The following is a 19166-nucleotide window of genomic DNA, read 5'->3' as shown; positions in this document are numbered from 1 at the left end:
ATCACTCCGGAATTCGGCAAGAGAGGATATCGGCGCGTTCGGCGGCGAATTCGGCTTCCGCGGGACTGATGACCTCGGCTGTGACGAGATCGTCGGCGATGAGCGCCTCCACGATCTCCAATGCGCCCACGAGGTCGACCAGAGGGAGGATCGCGCCCGCGAAACGCGCAAAACGTGCCAGACCGCTTTCGATATGAGGTACGACGCGGCCCTGGCGCCGGTACTCGTCGAGATACCAGCGGTGTACCGCGCGGTCGGTCGCCGCGACGAAGCAGAGCGGGCGGTCGTCGCCGGCCATTCCGGTGCCGGCGGTGCCTTCGACAGGGCGCGCGGCCGCGTCGCACGGGTACCCGGCCAGATAGCCTTCCAGGTCACGATAGGCGGCCGCCGTGCGCGCGATGCGATAGGCGATCGGCAACTCCCTTCGCCCCGCGGGCGTCCGCTCGCCGGCCCGCCAATGAACGAGGCGCTGCTGGACGAGGGCGGACAGATAGCGCAGGTCGTACTCCGTGACTTCATCGAAATGGCGCGCCCGCATGAAGCGCATGAAGACGTCTGGATCGACATTCAGCGCGATCCGCCGGTCGTCCGGGGTTTTCGCCAGTTGGCGTCGAAGTATCTGCAGGCCCACCGCGTACCCGGCACCCTTGGCGGAATGGCCGTACCCGGTGAGGTCGAGTACATGCCAGAAAATGTCCGGGTCGACATCGGCCTTGATGGCGCTTGCCGCCGCGAAGTCGTGGCGGTAGCCGGGCTTCGTCTCGATATCCACGCCGGGGCGGGCGCGTGTCATGCCCAGATCCCACTGCATCACGGCAAGTGCCTCGTTCGAGGTCAGTGGCCCACCGGGTATGCGTTCCAGTAGTTCAGGCCATTCCACGTCGTTCGTGAAAGCGGGTTCGGCTATCAAGCCGCTGTAGGGCGACGCCGGTTCCACGAGCATCTGGCGAACGAAGGTCGTGTTGGTATGCGCCAGCGCGTCGGCGGCACCCTGGCGTGAGATGCGTGCCGCTTGCAGGTAGGACAGCACGTCGACGCCGATCGTCGTCGTGGCCATGCAGTCGAGCGCAGCCACGGTGAGCGACGCGGCGAAGGCCATGTGCAGAGACGTCTTTCGTTGAGCGGGCTTCGGCTGCGTCATGGGGCGCACGGGTCTCCGTCGATGTCCCGGAGAACGACACTTTCCTCCTCGAGCCTGCTCACGTCGGCGAGCGTGGATGCCCCTTCTTCGCGCATGGCCACGTAGCGCGCCGGGTTGAGGTTCGCCTTGGCGTACGCTTTCCGCGCGGCAAGAAGATCGTTCGAGGCCGCCCTGCTTCGTTGGATGGCGGTCGCGCCACCGCCCGTGACCGCACCAGTCCCCGGTTCGATCAACTGGTAGATGGTCCCTTCGGCGTTGAACACCCGGGCGAACGTATCGATGACTTCGCGGCATGACTCGCAGACAGTCTTGCTGACGTAGCCTGTCAACCGGCCGCCGGCCGGCACCACCTTGTTCTGAATGTCGGACTCGATACGGCGGAGCGTCTTGAGCTCCGCGTCCCAGGAGTGGTTCATATTATCGACGACGGTGGCTTCGAGCCTCGACGTGTCCTCGGGCAGTTTCGGTGCCCGTACATCGAATTCCGTCTCCCGCCGGTAATACTTCGCTTCGGCGGCATCTCTTGCGATATCGTCCGCTTCCGGAATGTCGATGCCGTCGCCTGATTCCGTGGCCGAGGATTCGGTGCCCGAGGCATGGGACGCGCTCCTCCTCGTCGCTTTTTCGATGATCGTCTCCAACGAGTGGCCGCTGCGCCCGTGGTACACGCGCATCACTCGCTGGCCGTTCTTCTCGAAGGCATACTCGATCCGCGCCAGAGTCGCGCCTTGTACCTTGCTGCGGAGCCATGCGAAGGTCTTCCCCGACGGAGGCGAATCGGTCAAGTCGATGAGGGCCCTGCCGACGGCGTCGGTGAAGTCATGGGCATCACGTTCCAGGAGAGCGGCGACATTTCCCTCACCCGTTTCGATCGCGATCTCACCCGCTTGAACATGCCAAGAAGGCAAGGTCAGGGTGAACGCCGCAAGTAACGCGCGTATCTTTCTCATCTTCTTCATCGGTTGATCCTGCAGGCGAGGCGGGTAGAGCGGTTCGAGGCGAACTCGGCTCCGGCTTCGTCGATAGCGCCCGCGCTGGCCAGGTCCTCGGCGACGACGGCCTCGACGACCTCTACGAATGACACGACGTCGACCAGTGCCAGCACGGTGCCGATTAGATGCATGACCGGCGAAGATGCCGCATGGCCTCGCTGGTGAAGCGCCGCCTTCTCCCGCCGCAATTCGTGCCGATACCATGATTGGACGGCACGGTCGGTGGCCGCGATGAAACACAGGGGTTGGCTGTACTGCCATTCTTCGGCATTCCTCGGCAACCAGGCGGCGGGCTCGTTGACCACGCAATAGGATCGCGAACTGATATATCCCGCGCGATCGGCATAGGCGGCGGCCGTGCGCGCGACACGATAGGCGGCAGGAAGCGCATGGCGGCTACCTGCGTCCGTGGCGCTGCCATTTCGCCCGATCTCGTAACGCAGGATGTCCTGCAGATAACGTTCGTCGTATTCCGTTATGCGGTCCGGATGGGTTTGCTTCATGTAACGATCGAGCACGTCGGGCCTGATCGCACGGCGCGCGTAATCCGCTGGCTGGTAGGCTTTCATCTGATCGCGCACGATCTGCAAGGCGACGGCATATCCGGCGGCGACGGTTTTCATGGTGCCGTTCATGTCGGCGGCTTTCAGGAAGATGTCTGGATCGACGCCGGCCTTGCGCGCATTCGCGGCGGCTTCGCGGTTGCCGTAGGTGGCGATGGCGTTGTCGTCGATGAGGACATCGATACCTGGCCGGGCCTTGCTCAGGCCTGATTGCCATTTCAGTGCCTCGAGCGCGCTGCGCGACGCCAGTGCCGGGTCGCCGGGGATGCCATCGAGGAAAAGGCTCCACCATATTTCGTTGGTGATGAGCGGCGTTCCGCTGAGTTCGGTGTAAAACGCGGTGGGATCGTCTACCAGTTGGCTGAGGAAGCCGTGCGTGGTCAAATCGAACGCTCGGTCCGCACCCAGGTGCTGGCTACGAAAGCGTACGAAGTCACGGTAGATATCGCGCGAATCGGTGGCCGTCGCGGCAATGGGAAGAAGGCCGGCGAGGAACGCCAGTCGAAGGTGTGACTTCATGTCGGGGGAAATCCTTGTGGTGCACTGCTTGCCGTGGGGATCGGCGGGTGCAGTATTGGACAAGGACCCGGTGCTTTATGTCGGCGGAAGTCCCGTCGACGGGTGCGGATTTTGCCGAGCCTGGTGGCCCGTCATGCCTGCTACCACTGTGTCCGTTGGGGCAGCAGTCCGCGAAGTTCCGCCTCGGTCAGGTTTCTCCACTGCCCCGGTTTCAGGTGGCCGAGTTTCACGTTGACGATCCGTACGCGGCGCAGCTGCGTCACGCGATAGCCGAACTCGGCCGCCATCAGGCGGATCTGCCGGTTGAGCCCCTGCGTGAGAATGATGGCGAAACCGAACTTCGCGATCTTGCGAACCTTGCAGGGCCTGGTCATCTGGCCGTGGATGCGCACGCCCTTGGCCATGCCCTTCAGGAATTCATCGGTCACGGCCTTGTTGACCGCCACGAGGTATTCCTTCTCGTGGTGGTTCTCCGCACGGAGGATCTCGTTGACGATGTCGCCGTTGCTGGTCAGCAGGATCAGCCCTTCCGAATCCTTGTCGAGCCGCCCGATGGGAAAGATGCGCTGCGGGTGGTCGACTAAATCGACGATGTTGCCGTCGACCGTGGTATCCGTCGTGCAGGTGATTCCCACCGGTTTGTTCAGGGCGATGTACACGCCACGACTCTTGACCGGGCTGGCGAGAAGGGTGCGTGCCACCACCACTTCGCCGTCGACCTTGACGACGTCGCCGTCGAGCGCCTTGGCACCCATGCCGACCACTTCGTCGTTGATCGTGACGCGGCCGGCGACGAGCAACTCGTCGGCCTCGCGGCGCGAGCAGACTCCCGCTTCGCTGATGTACTTGTTGACCCGCATGCGTTTTAGGAGCGAAGCCCCACGCCGCGGCTGAGCAGTCGCAGCGCGACGGCGGACAAGCCCACGACGAACACCAGCATCACGACGAAGGCGGTGACGATGGGTACGTCGCTGACACCCAGCACGCCGAAGCGGAAAGCGTTCACCATGTACAGGATGGGGTTGACCAGCGAGATGCTGCGCCATGGCTCGCCGAGCAGGTCCACCGAGTAGAAAACGCCGCCGAGGTAGGTCAGGGGCGTGAGCACGAAGGTCGGCACGAGCGCGATATCGTCGAATTTCTTGGCGAACACGGCGTTGACGAAGCCGGCGAGCGAGAACACGGTGGCGCCCAGGACGACCGAGAGGAAGGTGGTGATGGGATGGGCCACGTGCAGGTCGGTGAAGAACAGCGCGATGACGAGCACCAGCGCCCCGACGATGACGCCGCGGGTGACCGCGCCGGTCACGTAGCCGAGCAGGATCACCCAGTTAGGCATCGGCGATACGAGCATTTCCTCGACGAAGCGGCCGAACTTGGCGCCGAAGAACGACGACGAGATGTTGCCGTAGCTGTTCGTGATGATGCTCATCATGACCAGGCCGGGCACGATGTACTGCATGTAAGTGAAGCCGTGCATCTGGCCGATGCGGCTACCGATCAGCTTGCCGAAGATGACGAAGTACAGCGTCATCGTGATGGCCGGCGGGATCAGGGTCTGCGTCCAGATGCGCATGATGCGCATGATCTCGCGGCGGACGATGGTGCCCAGCGCGACGAGGTTGGTCGAGCCGCTCATGCCGCGTTCTCCCGGCCGTGTTCCACCAGGCGGACGAACAGCTCCTCGAGGCGGTTGGCCTTGTTGCGCATGGAGGTGACGGTGATGCCGTGCGTCGACAGCGCGGCGAACAAGGAGTTGAGATCGTGTGCGCGGGACATTTCGGCTTCGATGGTGTGGTCGTCCATGGCGCGCAGGACGACGCCCGGCAGGGCCGGAAGCGAGGAGGGCACGCTCGATACGTCGAGGACGAAGGTCTCCACGTCGAGCGTGGCGAGCAGGCTCTTCATGGTGGTGTTCTGCACGATGCGGCCACGGTCGATGATCGCGATGTTGCGGCAGAGCTGCTCCGCTTCCTCGAGGTAGTGCGTGGTGAGGATCACCGTCGTCCCCGCGGCGTTGATGCCGCTGACGAACTGCCACATCGAACGGCGTATCTCGATATCGACGCCGGCGGTCGGTTCGTCGAGGATCAGCAGCTTCGGCTCGTTCATCATGGCGCGGGCGATCATCAGGCGGCGCTTCATGCCGCCCGAAAGCATCCGCGCCTGGTGGTGCGCCTTGTCCCAGAGACGGAGCTCCTTCAGGTACTTCTCCGCGCGGACAGCGGCCTCGGCACGGCCGATGCCATAGAAGCCCGCCTGGTTCACGCAGATATCGAAGGGTTTTTCGAACTGGTTGAAGTTGATTTCCTGGGGAACCAGGCCGATCAGCCGCATGGCCTCGCTGCGGTTCTTATGGATGGACACCCCGAAAACCTCCGCGTCGCCCGAGGAGGCATTGACGAGGGAGGAGAGGATGCCGATCAGCGTGGACTTTCCGGCGCCGTTGGGCCCGAGCAGGGCGAAGAAATCGCCCGGCTGGACGGTGAGGGAGATGCCCTTGAGGGCTTCCACGCCGTTGCCGTAGGTCTTGCGTAAATCGTTGACGTGTAATGCGGGAGTGGTCATGGGCTGCGCCGGGATGACAAGCCGCCTATTATACCGGGCTTTGCCGGGGGCACCTCGTTCCCCGGCGTCAACAGAGACTTTCCATGGCCGAACAATTCCAGCTCCGCCTCGCCGACAGCTTCATGCTCGCGCCCACCGTGCGGCACCTGTCCTTCGAGCGGGTGGATGGCCAGCCGCTGGCCTTCGTGCCGGGCCAGTTCCTCCAGGTGCACTTCCACTACGACGACGGCAAGCCGACCAAGCGCAGCTATTCGGTCGGCACCGTGGGCGACGGCAGCGGCCCGGTGGAGCGGATCGAGATAGCGGTGAGCTACGTCGAGGGAGGCGCCGCGACCAGGCTGCTGGGTGGGCTGGAGCCCGGCGGCACGATCGACGCCAGCGGCCCGTATGGCCGTTTCTGCCTCATGGACACCGACCGGAACCAGCGTTACATCCTGATCGCGACCGGTACCGGCGTCACCCCCTACCGTGCCATGTTGCCGCAGATGGAGGCCTTGATGGCCAGCCGCGGCTGCCGGTTCGTGCTCCTCTACGGCGCGCGCAACGAGGGGGAGTTGCTTTATGGGGAGGAGTTCGAGGCCTTCGCCCGGACCCACGAAGGTTTCTCCTTCCATCCATGCCTGTCGCGGGGCGCCCGGCCGAATCCGCGGCCGCACGACCGCCTCGGCTATGTGCAGGACATGCTGGCGGAGCTGGAACCCTCCGGTGAAACGGACATCGCCTACCTCTGCGGCAACCCGAACATGGTCGATGCCGCCTTCGCGGCACTGAAGGAGCATGGTCTCGCCGTGCAGCAGATTCGCCGCGAGAAATACATCTCGTCGCGTTGACCGGGTAGGGCCCGGTCGGCCGATCGGCCTATAATCCGGCCCCATGCATGCTCACGTCGCCCCGTCCCACCTGTCGGCCGAGATGCGGCGTTACGCGGCGCTCGACCACCGCCTCCTCGCCGCGGTCCGCGCCGTCCGCATCCTCGCCACGATTTCCTGGCCGGCGTCGGTGGAAGAACGGCTGATCGAGGAGTTCGGTGCGGGACGGCTCTCGATCCCCGACATTCGCTACCGTCCGCCGGACCTGGGGGAGACCCGGGCCGAGCTGGAGGGGATCGAGGCGGAGGTCGATGAGGACCATCCGATCGCCGAGTACTTGCGGCGCACGGCGGAATCCTGGCGGATCGCCACCCGCATGCTGGACGCCGCCGGCACCGACGGAGTGACCGAGGCGTCCATCGCCCTCTATGGGAAACCGGGCGACGCCATCCCGGGCAGCAACCGGAGCAACCTCGATGCCGCCCGATATTTCGTGAACCTGGCGGACGAGCTGGGCGCTGACCTGGACACGGAAGATGCCACGGGCAGCATTCCCGCGGACGAATTGCGGCAGGACATGTCGGAGAGACTGGATGCGTTCTTCGCGCCCGGCACCATTTCCGTGGAAGTCGATCCGGAACTCACCGCGAAGGCCGCGGCGGGCGCCACCCGGATCCGCCTTCGTGGCGGCGTGAGTTTCACCGAATACGATCGCCACCAGTTGCTCGCTCACGAAGCCTTCGTGCATTCACTCACGGCGCTGAACGGACGCGAGCAGCCCGTGCTCGCATCCCTGGCCCGCACTTCGCCGCGCGTGACGGCGACGCAGGAAGGCTTGGCCGTATTCGCCGAGTTGATGTCGGGAGCGATCGATATCTCGCGCCTGAAGCGTATCAGCCTGCGCATCCTTGCGATCGACATGGCACTCAACGGTGCCGATTTCGTCGAGGTATTCCGTTATTTCCGCGATTGCGGACAGAACGTGGCGGACAGTTTCCACTCGACGCAACGTGTGTTTCGCGGCGTGCCGCTTACCGGAGGATCGGCATTCGCGAAGGACAATGTATATCTGAGCGGCCTGCTCGCGGTGCATACGTTCTTCCGCTGGGCGTTGCGGCAGCGCCGCCTCGATCTCCTGCGCAACCTGTTCGCCGGGAAGCTCGCTTTGCACGATGTCATGAGTCTCGAGGCGCATTTCGCGAGCGGTGACATAGCGGCGCCGCGTTACCTTCCGCCATGGATGCAGCACGTGCACGGACTCGCGGGGAAACTGGCTTTCTCGCTTTTCGTGAACCACATTCACATGGCCGGCGTGGAGGCCGAGGAGATCTCCCTCGGCCTCTGATGTCCGGCTAGCGGAGCGTCAATTCGCCGGGCGACAAGGCGAAGAAGCGACCATCGGTACAGCCCACGCGTAGTCGTGCGTGCCGTGACGTGGGCACGCTCTCCGGGATCGTGATGGTCGCCCGGCCCTTGTTCGGCACATCGCCGGCCAACGGCACGTCGAGGAACGTCCGCCCTCCATCGAGCGAGAGGTCGATCTGTACCCGGCGACATGACACCGGGGCGGCGACGGTGCCAGCCACCTCCCAGCGCACTTGCCTCGCCTTGCCACGTTGAAGCGCCGCTCCCGCCTTCGGCAAGAGCATTGCGAACGGCTTGCCGGTATCCACGACGCGCACGGTGCGGTCCGCGGTCACGACATGAGAACGGAAATCGCGGTTGTCCCTGGCGGTGAGGCGGAAGCGCAGGTCGCGGGAGGTCTCGGGAAGGGCATCGCCGCGTCCGACAGGTTCCTCGCCCGTCAGCACGGCCATCGAAGGAAAGGTCTGTTCGGTTTCCGCATGCGGCAGCCGCGAGCGGAACAAGGGGCCGGAGCCGGAATCCGACAAGGCATCTCCCGGAGCCTGCATATCACCGACATCCATCTGCTCGAAGGTGTAGGTCATGCGCGCCGCGGGGTCGCTGAAGCGGGCCAGGGCAGTGAGGCGGAACGGTGTGCGTGCCGGCACGACCAGCGGGCGGTTCCAGCCTGCGATGTCCAGCAGGGGTGACGGCGATGTATTCAGGCGGGCCTTGGCGCAGGAGCCTCCGACACTTCCGATCCACGATTGGACCTGGTCGATGCTGGCAGCATGGAAATACGGATCGCTGTGCGGTTGCAGGTCGTGGGAACCACAAAGCCCCGCGTAGCCCATGATGGTCGAGCCACTGCCGGGAGCGAAGGCGCTCGCCTCGTCGCGCGATCCCGCGCGGCACCCGTTGAACGAGTGCCGCGCCCCGAACTGATGGCCGAGTTCATGGGCGACGAAATCGACGTGGAAGGCGTCTTCGAACGGCCTTGTGCTTCCCGTCATGCCCGCCGCTTTCGAATAAGGACGATGGGCATGCTCGCCCGACCACGCCTGGCACGTATTGCCGATGGCTCCGACGATGCCGGCGTTTCGCTGCCCGTCCATGACGTGGCCGACATCGAAGGCGTCCTTGCCTAGCATTTCCTCCGCGACCTTGACGTTTTGCAGCGCGATCTTCAGGTCGTCGGTGGACACCTTGGCAAAGGGATCGGTGCTTGCCGAGGTGAACACGAGCTTGTCGTTACCTTCGGCGAGCACGAGATGCACGCCAAGGTCGTTCTCGAATATTTCGTTGACGCGGTTGACGGCACGGACGATACCGGCGAGGCCGTCTTCCACTGTGCCACCCATGTGGCCGGTATAGGAATGGGTGGCCGACATCGCGATGCGGAACGTGCGCAGGACCGCGTTGGCACTGCCGCGTGCCGTGGCCGCTTCAGGCCACGCCGCCGTGGCGTCGAGCATCTCGCCATGTTCTTCCCTCGGGGCCGCCGGCGCGTCGGCGCGGCGAAAGACGATATGCGAGCGTGCCGTCGAACGACTGGTGGGTTGTCCGGCGGATTCCGGTTGGAGCATCCAGTCACCCTGGCGGTCGCGGACCACGGCGAACAAACCCTCCGCGGTCATGTCGAGGCGTATCCGGCGGCCGTCGGCGTCGTGGCCCTTGAGGCTACCGAGCCGGGGAAAACGTGCCGCCAGTCCGGGTGGTAGCACGCCGGCGTCTTCGAGTTCGAACCGGCTGGTGCCGCCCCCTGGCAGGGGCAGGACCATGGAACGTCGGGAGGCGCCACGCGCTGCGCGGGTGTTCTCGGCAAGCACGGCGGTGTCCAGCGTGACGCGACGGTACTTCCTGGGGAGGGCGGAGGCGGAGCGCGCGGCAGGAATGACCGCCGGTGTCGCTGCGTCGCTCCACAGTTCGCGCGCCGCGACATCGTCGACGACGCCCGTGGCAAGGAGAGCGACGACGGCGAGAGCCAGGGGGTGGTATCGGAACATGGTGAATCCTTTCGGGAGAGGCACCCGGCATCGCGTCGGGCGATTCATGAAACCTGATTGCCGCTCAGTGATCTGTAGGCCAATACCTATCCGGGACGTCAGTTGCTTGCTGTGCGCCTGATAGCGAAGGACCGTGGCGACACGGCGAAGAACGGCCTCCAGTCACAGCGCACTCGCAGCCGGGCCCGATCCGCGCCGGCATCGGGCGGCAGCGCGAGCCGCGCTTCGCCATCGTTGGGCTCGTCCACGGCGAGCGCGGGCTCACGCCACGTGGCCCCATCGTCGAGCGAGACGTCGATGGACACGAAATGGCAGGAAATCGGCGGCGCATTCGTGTCGGCGACGTCCCAGCGCACCGTCATCGAGCCACCGGCGACCGCGGCTTCCGAAGACTCATCGGCGAGCATCGCGAAGGGCCGGCCGGTATCGACGATCCGCACGCGGGTGTCTGCCTGGGCGACGGTCGAGGTGTCGCCACCGTTGTCGCGAATCGTCAGTCGGAAGTTCAGCGTGCGTGACACGTCGGGGACGGTTTCCCCTGCGTCGGTGGGTTCATGGCCGAGCAGGATCGCCATCCGTGGAAAGACCCTTCGAGCGCTTGGAGAAGGCGGGAATGAGCGAAAAAGAGGCTCTGCGTCCATCTGCTCCCACGTGTAGCTCAGCCGCCGGCCTTGCATGACCGGCTCCGCCCGCGCGTCGAGGGCGAACGCCGTGTGCGCGGGAATGACGGCTTGCTCGGCGAGGGACGCGGGGTCGATCCAGGCCGCGCTGGCGGGATTGATCCGTCTCGACGCGCAGCGGCCGCCTTTCGATGCCAGCCAATCCTGCATCTGTGCCAGGTTGACCGCATGGAAGTAACGGTCGGCCCGCGCCTGGAGCGGCCTGCCGTGCCCACAGGCGAACGGTGCGAAGCCCATCGCGGTGCTGCCGCTCCCCGGTTCGAACGCCCGGTCCTCAAGTGTCGCCTCGTGGCATCCGTCTGCCGTGGGCCACGCGCCCAGCTGACGGCCCAGGACGTGGATCGTGAAGCCGACGGCCTCGGAAGCGGCATGCGCGGGCCGAGCGTGTCCGCTCCAGGCGGCCGCCTTGTGCGTGGCGAGGAAGTCGGCGTCGCGCGCATCGATGCAGGATGTGCCGACGTGGCTTTCTCCGCCGTCGTAGTCGGTGAGCACATGGCCGATGTCGTAGTTTCCCGCGCCGATTTCGCGGTCGATCAGGTTGACCGCGGCCGGGCCCGGATCTTCCGACCGGAAGGGATCGCGGGACGGTAGCGCGCGAATCAACCGGTCGTTGCCGGCCACGAGGGTGAAATGGACGCCGACATCCGTCTCGAACACCTCATTGGCCTGGTTCACCACATGGGCGATCTCGGCGAGGGCGCCTTCGACCGTGCCGCCGAAATGCGCGGCGTAGCGGCTGCTTGCGGCCATCGCGAGGCGGAAATCGAAGCGGACGTCACCTCCCCGCGAGGCCGGACGATTCGTGACTGATGCAAGGGGAGCGGCGGCATCCGCGACCGCCGCCGTGAAAGCCGGCGCCTCCATGTTGCGCACGGCGAGTGACCGCCATTCCGCAGCCGTCCGTGCGCGGGCCGTCCATTCGTGCGGCCCGTCACGCATGCTCATCCTCACTCCGTCCGGGGACAGGTCGAGCCGGACCGTCCTTCCGTCGGCGGCGACGCCACGGAAACTGCGCAGCCCGGGAAACTTCGCCGCCAGCGCCGGCGGCAGCGTTTTCGAGTCCCGCACGATGAACGGGCCGTGCCGGCCGTCGCCTAACGGAAGGCTTACGGTGGCGGTCGTCTTCCCATCCATGGGCAAGCGGGCCAGTTGCTTTTTCAAAGCTGAAAACGTCGTCGCCGCCGTGCACGGATCGAAAGGCATGACGCAGGCCATGGCGCCCGCGAGCGCCGCGTGGAGGAAGGTAAGGCGGACCATGGAGATCCCCGATAATGGAAGGTCACCGAGCGTACGCAGGCGCATGGCTTCGCAATGCAGGTATGCACGCCGTTGATAGGTCGGAATCGGTATCACTGCTTGTCGCAATGCAACACACCGCTGACGGCGGAGACCGCGTAGCGCGGTGCTAACATGGCTGCTTACGTCGCGGTCCCGCCGCCTCGTCCGCATCCCCTTCCGTTACGTCGCACAGGATCCCATGGCCATCTCCGAGGAACTGAGGCAAGCCGCTCTCGAATATCACCGCCTTCCCCGACCGGGCAAGATCAAGGTCACGCCGACCACCTCGCTGTTGACGCAGCGCGATCTCTCGCTCGCTTATTCGCCCGGCGTCGCCGCCGCGTGCGATGCGATCGTCGCCGATCCCGGCGAGGCCGCCGAACTCACGGCGCGATCCAATCTGGTCGCGGTGATCTCCAACGGCACGGCGGTGCTCGGGCTCGGCAACATCGGCGCGCTGGCCAGCAAGCCGGTGATGGAAGGCAAGGGTGTGTTGTTTCAGAAGTTCGCCGGCATCGATGTGTTCGACATCGAGATCGACGAGGCCGATCCTGACAAGCTCGTCGAGATCATCGCCAGCCTCGAACCGACGTTCGGCGGCATCAATCTCGAGGACATCAAGGCGCCGGAGTGCTTCATCGTGGAGCGCAAGCTGCGCGAACGCATGAAGATCCCGGTCTTCCACGACGACCAGCACGGCACCGCGATCATCGTAGGCGCCGCCGTCATCAACGCGCTCCTGGTCACCGGGAAGAAGATCGAGGACGTGAAGCTCGCCACCACCGGGATGGGCGCGGCTGGCATCTCCTGCGTCGACATGTTGGTGACGCTGGGCATGAGGAAGGAGAACATCCTCGCCTTCGATCGGGATGGCGTCCTGCACACGGGTCGCACCGACCTGGACCCGGACAAGCAGCGCTATGCGCGCGACACCGACAAGCGCACGCTCGCCGAGATCGTCGAGGGCGCCGACATCTTCCTGGGCCTCTCCGCCGGCGGCATCCTGAAACCGGAGATGGTCGCCACGATGGCCGCGCGGCCGATCATCTTCGCGCTGGCCAATCCCAATCCGGAGATCCTTCCGGAAGACGCGAAGGCCGTGCGTCCGGATTGCATCATGGCGACGGGCCGCTCGGACTATCCGAACCAGGTCAACAACGCCTTGTGCTTCCCCTACCTGTTCCGCGGCGCGCTGGATGTCGGCGCCACGGTGATCAACGAGCAGATGAAGGTCGCCTGCGTGAAGGCGATCGCGGAGCTGGCGCGCCGCGAGGCCTCCGACGTGAGCGCGCGTGCCTATGGCGGCAAGCCGCCGAGCTTCGGGCCGGAATACCTGATCCCGCAGCCGTTCGATCCGCGTCTCCTGATCCAGTTGCCCTCGGCGATCGCCCGGGCGGCGATGGATTCCGGCGTGGCCGCACGGCCCATCGAGGATTTCCCCGCCTACATCGAGAAACTGACCAGTTTCGTCTTCCGCACCGGCCTGCTTATGAAGCCGGTGTTCGATCGCGCCAAGGCCGACCCCAAGCGCGTGGTATACGCCGAAGGCGAAGAGGAGACCGTGCTGCGCGCCGTGCAGACGGTGGTCGACGAAGGGCTGGCCCGGCCGATCCTGGTGGGGCGTCCGGATGTGATCGAGCGGCGCATCGCGCGCGCGGGCCTGCGCCTGAAGCCGGGCGTGGACTTCGAGATGTGCAACATCCATTCCGATCCGCGGTTCGAGGACTACTGGCGCCTCTACCACTCGATCATGGAGCGCCAGGGCGTGACGCCCGCCTCCGCGAAGGCGGTGGTGCGTTCGCGGCCGACCGTGATCGCCGCGCTGATGGTCGAGCGTGGCGAAGCCGACGCGATGATCTGCGGCCTGGTGGGCACGTATCACAGCAAGCTGGAATACATCACGAACATCATCGGCCTGGACGAAGGCATCGCCGAGGCATCCGCGATGGCGGCCGTGGCGACGGAGAAGGGCACGTTTTTCTTCCTCGACACCTATGTGCAGGACGACCCCAGCGCGGAGCAGATCGCCGAGGCGACCTTGCAGGCCTCCATCCGCCTGAAGCTGTTCGGCATCCAGCCGAAGATCGCACTGCTCTCGCACTCGAATTTCGGGGGCCGCGAGACGCGCAGCGCCCGCAAGATGCGCGACGCGTTGAAAATCATCCGGGAAAAAGTCCCCCGGCTCGAGGTCGAGGGCGAAATGCAGGCGGACGTGGCCCTGACGCCTGAACTCCGCGAGCGGATCTTCCCGAACTCGCGCCTGGAAGGTAAGGCCAACGTTTTCGTCTTCCCCAATCTCGACGCGGCCAATACCGCCTACAACATGGTCCGTGTGCTCTGCGACGGGGTGGTCATCGGCCCGATCCTCATGGGCGTGGCCAAGCCGGCCCACATCCTCACGCCCCAGGCCACGGTGCGCCGGGTGGTCAACATGACCTCGGTGGCCTGTGTCGAGGCGCAGATCCGGGCGGGGAAGCCGAGGACGGTCGTAACCGATTGATTGGCGGTGCCGGGCTTCGGCCCATCGCCGACAGGGTCGGCTCCCACCAGGGCTAGGCGGAAACGGCCCTGATGCGGAAACAGCCCCTGTCGCGGGAGCCGGCGCCGTTGTGGGAGCTGGCGCTGTTGTGGGAGCCGACTTTGTCGGCGATCCCGCGGCAGCGGGCCACCCCGCCAAATCCCGGCCAGTACCCAACTTGCCACGATCCAAATCCCCCATACCGCCGCGTACGCGGGAACCTTGAGTTATCATGGAAAGGTTTTCCCGCCACCCCAGCGGCCTTCTTCAGTCCCCATGAGCGCGCGTCACGCGCGAGCGGAGCATCCATGGACCAGATCGACGATATCCTTCACCAGGACCTCGACCCCACCGAAACCCGTGAATGGGTCGAGTCGCTCAACGCCGTCATCAACCACGACGGCACCGAGCGCGCGCATTACCTGCTGGAGCGCATGGTCGACTCCACCCGTCGCGCGGGCGGCTACCTGCCGTTCGACCCGACCACGGAGTACGTCAACACCATCCCGCCGCACATGGAAGCGCGCAGCCCGGGCGATGCCGCGATCGAATGGCGCATCCGCTCGCTGATCCGCTGGAACGCGCTGGCCACCGTCGTGCGCGCCAACCGCAAGCCCGGCGACCTCGGCGGCCACATCTCCAGCTTCGCCTCGTCGGCCACGCTGTACGACGTCGGCTTCAACCATTTCTGGCGCGCCCCGAGCGCCGACCATCCGGGCGACCTGGTGTTCCACCAGGGCCATTCGGCGCCGGGCGTCTACGCGCGTTCCTTCCTGGAAGGCCGTATCGGCGAAGACCAGCTCGACCTCTTCCGCATGGAAGTGGAAGGCAAGGGTCGCGGCCTGTCGTCCTATCCGCACCCCTACCTGATGCCGGACTACTGGCAGGTGCCGACCGTGTCGATGGGCCTCGGTCCCATCCAGGCGATCTACCAGGCTCAGTTCTGGAAGTACCTCGAGCACCGCGGTCTGATCCCGAAGAGCGACCGCAAGATCTGGTGCTTCATGGGTGACGGCGAGTCGGACGAGCCGGAGTCGCTCGGTGCGATCTCGCTGGCCGGCCGCGAAGGCCTCGACAACCTCATCTTCGTCATCAACTGCAACCTGCAGCGCCTCGACGGTCCCGTGCGTGGCAACGGCAAGATCATCCAGGAACTGGAAGGCGTCTTCCGTGGTGCCGGCTGGAACGCGATCAAGGTGGTGTGGGGCAGCTACTGGGATCCCCTCCTGGCCCGCGACACCACGGGCAAGCTGCGCCAGCTGATGATGGAAACCGTCGACGGTGAGTACCAGGCGTGCAAGGCCTTCGGCGGCGCGTACACGCGCGAGAAGTTCTTCGGCAAGTACCCGGAGACGGCTGCGCTCGTGGCCAACATGTCCGACGACGACATCTGGCGCCTGAACCGCGGTGGGCACGATCCGCACAAGGTATACGCCGCCTACCACGCGGCGGTGAACACCAAGGGCATGCCGACCGTCGTCCTCGCCAAGACGGTGAAGGGCTATGGCATGGGCGCCGCGGGTGAATCGCAGAACCCGGCGCACAACCAGAAGAAGATGGACACCGACGCGATCCGCGCCTTCCGCGATCGCTTCAACATCCCGGTACCCGACGACAAGCTCGACGAGGTGCCTTACTACCATCCGGGCAAGGACTCGGAGGAAGTGCAGTACATGCTCGAGCGCCGTCGCGCGCTCGGCGGATCGTTGCCGCAGCGTCGCCGCAAGGCAGGCCAGTCGTTCAAGGCGCCGGCACTGGAGTCCTTCGAGCAGATCACCAAGGGCACCGGCGATCGCGAGATCTCCACCACCATGGCCCTGGTCCGTGGCATGAACCTCATGCTGCGAGACAAGGAACTCGGTCCGCGTCTCGTACCCATCGTCGCCGACGAAGCCCGCACGTTCGGCATGGAAGGCATGTTCCGCCAGATCGGTATCTACGCGCCGTTCGGCCAGAAGTACCGTCCGCAGGATGCCGACCAGCTGCTGTACTACCGTGAGGACCAGAAGGGCCAGGTATTGCAGGAAGGCATCAGCGAAGCCGGCGGCATGAGCGCGTGGCTCGCCGCGGCCACCAGCTACAGCATCAGCAACGTGCCGATGCTGCCGTTCTTCATCTATTACTCGATGTTCGGTTTCCAGCGCATCGGCGACCTGTGCTGGGCGGCGGGCGACATGCGCGCGCGCGGCTTCCTCATCGGCGGCACCTCGGGGCGTACCACGCTCAATGGCGAGGGCCTGCAGCACGAGGACGGCCATTCGCACCTGCTTTCCGGCGCCATCCCGAATGTCATCTCCTACGATCCGACCTTCTCCTACGAGTTGGCGGTGATCCTGCAGGACGGCACGCGCCGCATGATGCAGGAGCAGGAAGACGTCTACTACTACATCACCGTGATGAACGAGAACTATGCCCACCCCGACCTGCCCAAGGGCAGCGAGGAAGGCATCGTCAAGGGCATGTACCTGTTCAAGGACGGCGGCAAGGCGAAGAAGAACGAGCCGCGCGTGCAGCTGATGGGATCGGGCACGATCCTGCGCGAAGTGATCGCGGCCGCCGAATTGCTGGAGAAGGATTTCGGCGTGACCTCGGATATCTGGTCGGTGCCGAGCTTCTCGGAAGTCCGCCGCGAAGGTTTCGATGCCGAGCGCTGGAACCGCCTGCATCCGGAAAGCCCGCAGCGGGTGCCGTACGTGACCGGCCTGCTCGCCGACCGCCAGGGCCCCGCCATCGCGGCCACCGACTATGTGCGCGAATTCGCCGATCAGATCCGCGCCTTCATGCCGGACGGCATGCGTTACACGGTATTGGGCACGGACGGCTTCGGCCGGAGCGATACGCGTGCGAACCTGCGCAGCCACTTCGAGGTGGATCGCTACTGGATCGCGCACGCGGCCCTCGCCGCCCTGGCGAAGGACGGCAAGGTCAACGCCAGGGATGTCAGCCGTGCCATCAAGGAATACAAGCTCGACATGGACAAGCCCAACCCGATGACGGTCTGACCGCCAGCGCGATGGAACGTGAACGAAGGCCGGAGCGATCCGGCCTTCGTCGTTTTCGCGTCACGCTGCGTCGATGGGTATGCTGTTATCTATCGACCTGTCGACGAACGCGGATCCACGCCATGCGCCTTGCCCTCCTTGCCGCTACCGCCCTGAGCCTGACCGCGTGCGCCATGGCGCCGGCCGACCATGGTTCGCGTTCCCGCCTGTTGTACATCGCCGCGGCGAAAGCGCCGTGCACGAACGGCGTCATGAAGACCGAGTGCTTCCAGTACCGCGAAGAGGCCACGGACTCCTGGCAATTGACCTACGTGCCGATCGAGGGCTTCGACTGGCAGCCCGGCAACGAATACCTGCTGAAGATCACCGAGGTGCACGCGAAGGACGCACCCGCGGATGCGTCACGGGTGACGTGGCATGTAGACAAGGTGGTGGAGCAGCACCCGGTGAAGTGAAACCGCATCCTGGTGGGAGCCGACCCTGTCGGCGATCCCGCGGCAGCGGGCCAGCGTGAGGCAAGCATCCATCGCCGACAAGGTCGGCTCCCACCACAACCGGCTCTCCTGTCGACCGGCGCGCCCACAAAAAAAGGCCGGGATCGCTCCCGGCCTTTCCCTGCCCCTAGCGACAGGTTCAATCGTCGTCACGCAAGACGTGGCGGATCAACAGGAAAGTGCCGATGGCCGCGGCGGCGATGCCGATGGTGAGGCCCGGGTTGCGCCGGACCTGCTTGCGCAGCTTGCGGTACTGGTAGGTGGCCTCGTCGGCGACGTCTTCGGCCAGGTAACGGATGCGCTGGCTGCTCATGCCGTTTCGCTTGGCGAACTTGTTGGTCACGCGACGGCTGCGGTCGAGCAGGTCGCTGCCGACACCGGAGGCTTCGTCGGCATAGTGGCGGACGCGCCCCGACACGCCGTTGACGGCGCTCTCGACCTGACGGGCGAACTCGCGGTTTCTGCTCATCGGATGGCTCCCTCTACAACGTTACTGTCGGAAAGCGACTTTGCGGTCCGCCTCGTGAGCGTGGTGTAAACAGACGCGCGAGGGTTGAAGAGGGATTCAGCCTGGTCGGGCCGGGACGAGGTCGTAGTCGCCGCCCCGCTCCAGCGCCCTTTGATAGGCGGGGCGGGCGTGGATACGTCCGAGGAATCCATGCAGACCGGGGCGGGTGGCGTCGAGCGCCGCGCGGCTGGACGCAGCCTCCAGCGGGAAACTCATCTGGATATCGGCCGCGCTGAACTCGTCGCCCGCGAACCAGCCGGTCTTGCCGATTTCGCCCTCCAGGTAGTCGAGGTGCAGTTTGATCTGCGGGTCGACGAAGGCCTTCTGCGCACCGCGCGCCAGCATGCGGGCGATGGGCTTGGCGAAGAACGGCACGGGAGCCGATTCCATGCGGATGAACACGAGCTTGAGCAGCAGTGGGGGCATGGCGGACCCCTCCGCGTAATGCAGGAAGTAGCTGTAGCGCAGCGCGTCGGGAGTGCCTCGGACCGGCTTGAGCCGTCCCTCGCCATAGCGGCCAACCAGGTATTCGACGATGGCACCGGATTCGGCCAGGGTGATATCGCCATCCACGAGCACCGGCGATTTGCCGAGGGGATGGATGTCGCGAAGCTCCCTCGGGGCCAGCATCGTCTTCGGGTCGCGCTGGTAGCGCACGAGTTCGTACGGCAGGCCGAGTTCCTCGAGCAGCCAGAGCACGCGCTGGGACCGCGAATTATTCAGATGATGAATGACGATCATGGC

15 protein-coding genes are annotated in these 19166 nt (G+C 65.3%); 5 read left to right on the top strand and 10 right to left on the bottom strand.

Going from position 1 to position 19166, the window contains the following annotated elements:
- Position 1: 1 nt before the first annotated feature.
- The 6 genes from QFZ41_RS08105 to QFZ41_RS08080 form a co-directional block, all read right to left on the bottom strand.
- Positions 2–1141 (bottom strand): hypothetical protein, encoded by a 1140-nt coding sequence (locus QFZ41_RS08105; RefSeq protein ID WP_429198292.1) that lies wholly within the window; start codon positions 1139–1141, stop codon positions 2–4.
- Complete coding sequence (locus QFZ41_RS08100) at positions 1138–2100, bottom strand: hypothetical protein (protein WP_429198291.1); 963 nt, start codon at positions 2098–2100, stop codon at positions 1138–1140. Before QFZ41_RS08100 ends, QFZ41_RS08105 begins: the two co-directional genes overlap by 4 nt.
- Positions 2097–3215, bottom strand: coding sequence for a hypothetical protein (locus QFZ41_RS08095; RefSeq protein WP_429198290.1), 1119 nt, complete (start codon positions 3213–3215; stop codon positions 2097–2099). The genes QFZ41_RS08100 and QFZ41_RS08095 overlap by 4 nt, the downstream gene beginning before the upstream one ends.
- A 140-nt stretch (positions 3216–3355) precedes the next feature.
- Positions 3356–4075, bottom strand: a complete 720-nt coding sequence (locus QFZ41_RS08090) for a pseudouridine synthase (RefSeq protein WP_429198289.1) — start codon at positions 4073–4075, stop codon at positions 3356–3358.
- A gap of 5 nt (positions 4076–4080) precedes the next feature.
- Complete coding sequence (locus tag QFZ41_RS08085; protein WP_429198288.1) at positions 4081–4854, bottom strand: ABC transporter permease; 774 nt, start codon at positions 4852–4854, stop codon at positions 4081–4083.
- Positions 4851–5783, bottom strand: a complete 933-nt coding sequence (locus QFZ41_RS08080) for an ABC transporter ATP-binding protein (RefSeq protein ID WP_429198287.1) — start codon at positions 5781–5783, stop codon at positions 4851–4853. The genes QFZ41_RS08085 and QFZ41_RS08080 overlap by 4 nt, the downstream gene beginning before the upstream one ends.
- An 83-nt stretch (positions 5784–5866) precedes the next feature.
- On the opposite strand from QFZ41_RS08080, the gene QFZ41_RS08075 reads away from it, so the two are divergent.
- The gene (locus QFZ41_RS08075) at positions 5867–6613 is read left to right on the top strand and encodes an FAD-binding oxidoreductase (protein ID WP_429198286.1); all 747 of its coding nucleotides are present in this window, start codon (positions 5867–5869) and stop codon (positions 6611–6613) included.
- A gap of 43 nt (positions 6614–6656) precedes the next feature.
- On the top strand, positions 6657–7937 hold the full coding sequence (locus tag QFZ41_RS08070) for a flavohemoglobin expression-modulating QEGLA motif protein (RefSeq protein WP_429198285.1): 1281 nt from the start codon (positions 6657–6659) through the stop codon (positions 7935–7937).
- Positions 7938–7944: 7 nt separating this feature from the next.
- On the opposite strand, the gene QFZ41_RS08065 is transcribed toward QFZ41_RS08070, so the two are convergent.
- Together QFZ41_RS08065 and QFZ41_RS08060 are read right to left on the bottom strand one after the other, a co-directional pair.
- Complete coding sequence (locus QFZ41_RS08065; RefSeq protein ID WP_429198284.1) at positions 7945–9942, bottom strand: reprolysin-like metallopeptidase; 1998 nt, start codon at positions 9940–9942, stop codon at positions 7945–7947.
- A 98-nt stretch (positions 9943–10040) separates the two neighbouring features.
- Entirely contained in the window at positions 10041–11879 is a 1839-nt protein-coding gene (locus QFZ41_RS08060) for a reprolysin-like metallopeptidase (protein WP_429198283.1), read from the bottom strand.
- 220 nt (positions 11880–12099) lie between these two features.
- On the opposite strand from QFZ41_RS08060, the gene QFZ41_RS08055 reads away from it, so the two are divergent.
- From QFZ41_RS08055 to QFZ41_RS08045, 3 genes are all read left to right on the top strand, one after another.
- Entirely contained in the window at positions 12100–14400 is a 2301-nt protein-coding gene (locus tag QFZ41_RS08055; RefSeq protein WP_429198282.1) for an NADP-dependent malic enzyme, read from the top strand.
- 326 nt (positions 14401–14726) lie between these two features.
- On the top strand, positions 14727–17420 hold the full coding sequence (gene aceE, locus QFZ41_RS08050; protein ID WP_429198281.1) for a pyruvate dehydrogenase (acetyl-transferring), homodimeric type: 2694 nt from the start codon (positions 14727–14729) through the stop codon (positions 17418–17420).
- 122 nt (positions 17421–17542) lie between these two features.
- On the top strand, positions 17543–17875 hold the full coding sequence (locus QFZ41_RS08045; protein ID WP_429198280.1) for a DUF4377 domain-containing protein: 333 nt from the start codon (positions 17543–17545) through the stop codon (positions 17873–17875).
- Between the two features lie 178 nt (positions 17876–18053).
- Here QFZ41_RS08045 and QFZ41_RS08040 read toward each other — a convergent pair whose 3' ends face one another.
- On the bottom strand, positions 18054–18383 hold the full coding sequence (locus QFZ41_RS08040) for a hypothetical protein (RefSeq protein ID WP_429198279.1): 330 nt from the start codon (positions 18381–18383) through the stop codon (positions 18054–18056).
- Between the two features lie 96 nt (positions 18384–18479).
- Positions 18480–19163, bottom strand: a complete 684-nt coding sequence (locus QFZ41_RS08035; RefSeq protein WP_429198278.1) for a glutathione S-transferase — start codon at positions 19161–19163, stop codon at positions 18480–18482.
- Positions 19164–19166 lie beyond the last annotated feature (3 nt).

The organism is Luteibacter sp. W1I16 (assembly GCF_050434905.1).
GTDB lineage: Bacteria > Pseudomonadota > Gammaproteobacteria > Xanthomonadales > Rhodanobacteraceae > Luteibacter.
Note: the sequence above shows the minus strand (reverse complement) of the source record. Positions and strands in the feature narration are given on the sequence as shown.

Bases quoted from the DNA above. Each gene is read 5' to 3' on its own strand.
- QFZ41_RS08105 (WP_429198292.1), bottom strand. From the start codon at position 1,141: ATGACGCAGCCGAAGCCCGCTCAACGAAAGACGTCTCTGCACATGGCC.
- QFZ41_RS08100 (WP_429198291.1), bottom strand. From the start codon at position 2,100: ATGAAGAAGATGAGAAAGATACGCGCGTTACTTGCGGCGTTCACCCTG.
- QFZ41_RS08095 (WP_429198290.1), bottom strand. From the start codon at position 3,215: ATGAAGTCACACCTTCGACTGGCGTTCCTCGCCGGCCTTCTTCCCATT.
- QFZ41_RS08090 (WP_429198289.1), bottom strand. From the start codon at position 4,075: ATGCGGGTCAACAAGTACATCAGCGAAGCGGGAGTCTGCTCGCGCCGC.
- QFZ41_RS08085 (WP_429198288.1), bottom strand. From the start codon at position 4,854: ATGAGCGGCTCGACCAACCTCGTCGCGCTGGGCACCATCGTCCGCCGC.
- QFZ41_RS08080 (WP_429198287.1), bottom strand. From the start codon at position 5,783: ATGACCACTCCCGCATTACACGTCAACGATTTACGCAAGACCTACGGC.
- QFZ41_RS08075 (WP_429198286.1), top strand. From the start codon at position 5,867: ATGGCCGAACAATTCCAGCTCCGCCTCGCCGACAGCTTCATGCTCGCG.
- QFZ41_RS08070 (WP_429198285.1), top strand. From the start codon at position 6,657: ATGCATGCTCACGTCGCCCCGTCCCACCTGTCGGCCGAGATGCGGCGT.
- QFZ41_RS08065 (WP_429198284.1), bottom strand. From the start codon at position 9,942: ATGTTCCGATACCACCCCCTGGCTCTCGCCGTCGTCGCTCTCCTTGCC.
- QFZ41_RS08060 (WP_429198283.1), bottom strand. From the start codon at position 11,879: ATGGTCCGCCTTACCTTCCTCCACGCGGCGCTCGCGGGCGCCATGGCC.
- QFZ41_RS08055 (WP_429198282.1), top strand. From the start codon at position 12,100: ATGGCCATCTCCGAGGAACTGAGGCAAGCCGCTCTCGAATATCACCGC.
- aceE (WP_429198281.1), top strand. From the start codon at position 14,727: ATGGACCAGATCGACGATATCCTTCACCAGGACCTCGACCCCACCGAA.
- QFZ41_RS08045 (WP_429198280.1), top strand. From the start codon at position 17,543: ATGCGCCTTGCCCTCCTTGCCGCTACCGCCCTGAGCCTGACCGCGTGC.
- QFZ41_RS08040 (WP_429198279.1), bottom strand. From the start codon at position 18,383: ATGAGCAGAAACCGCGAGTTCGCCCGTCAGGTCGAGAGCGCCGTCAAC.
- QFZ41_RS08035 (WP_429198278.1), bottom strand. From the start codon at position 19,163: ATGATCGTCATTCATCATCTGAATAATTCGCGGTCCCAGCGCGTGCTC.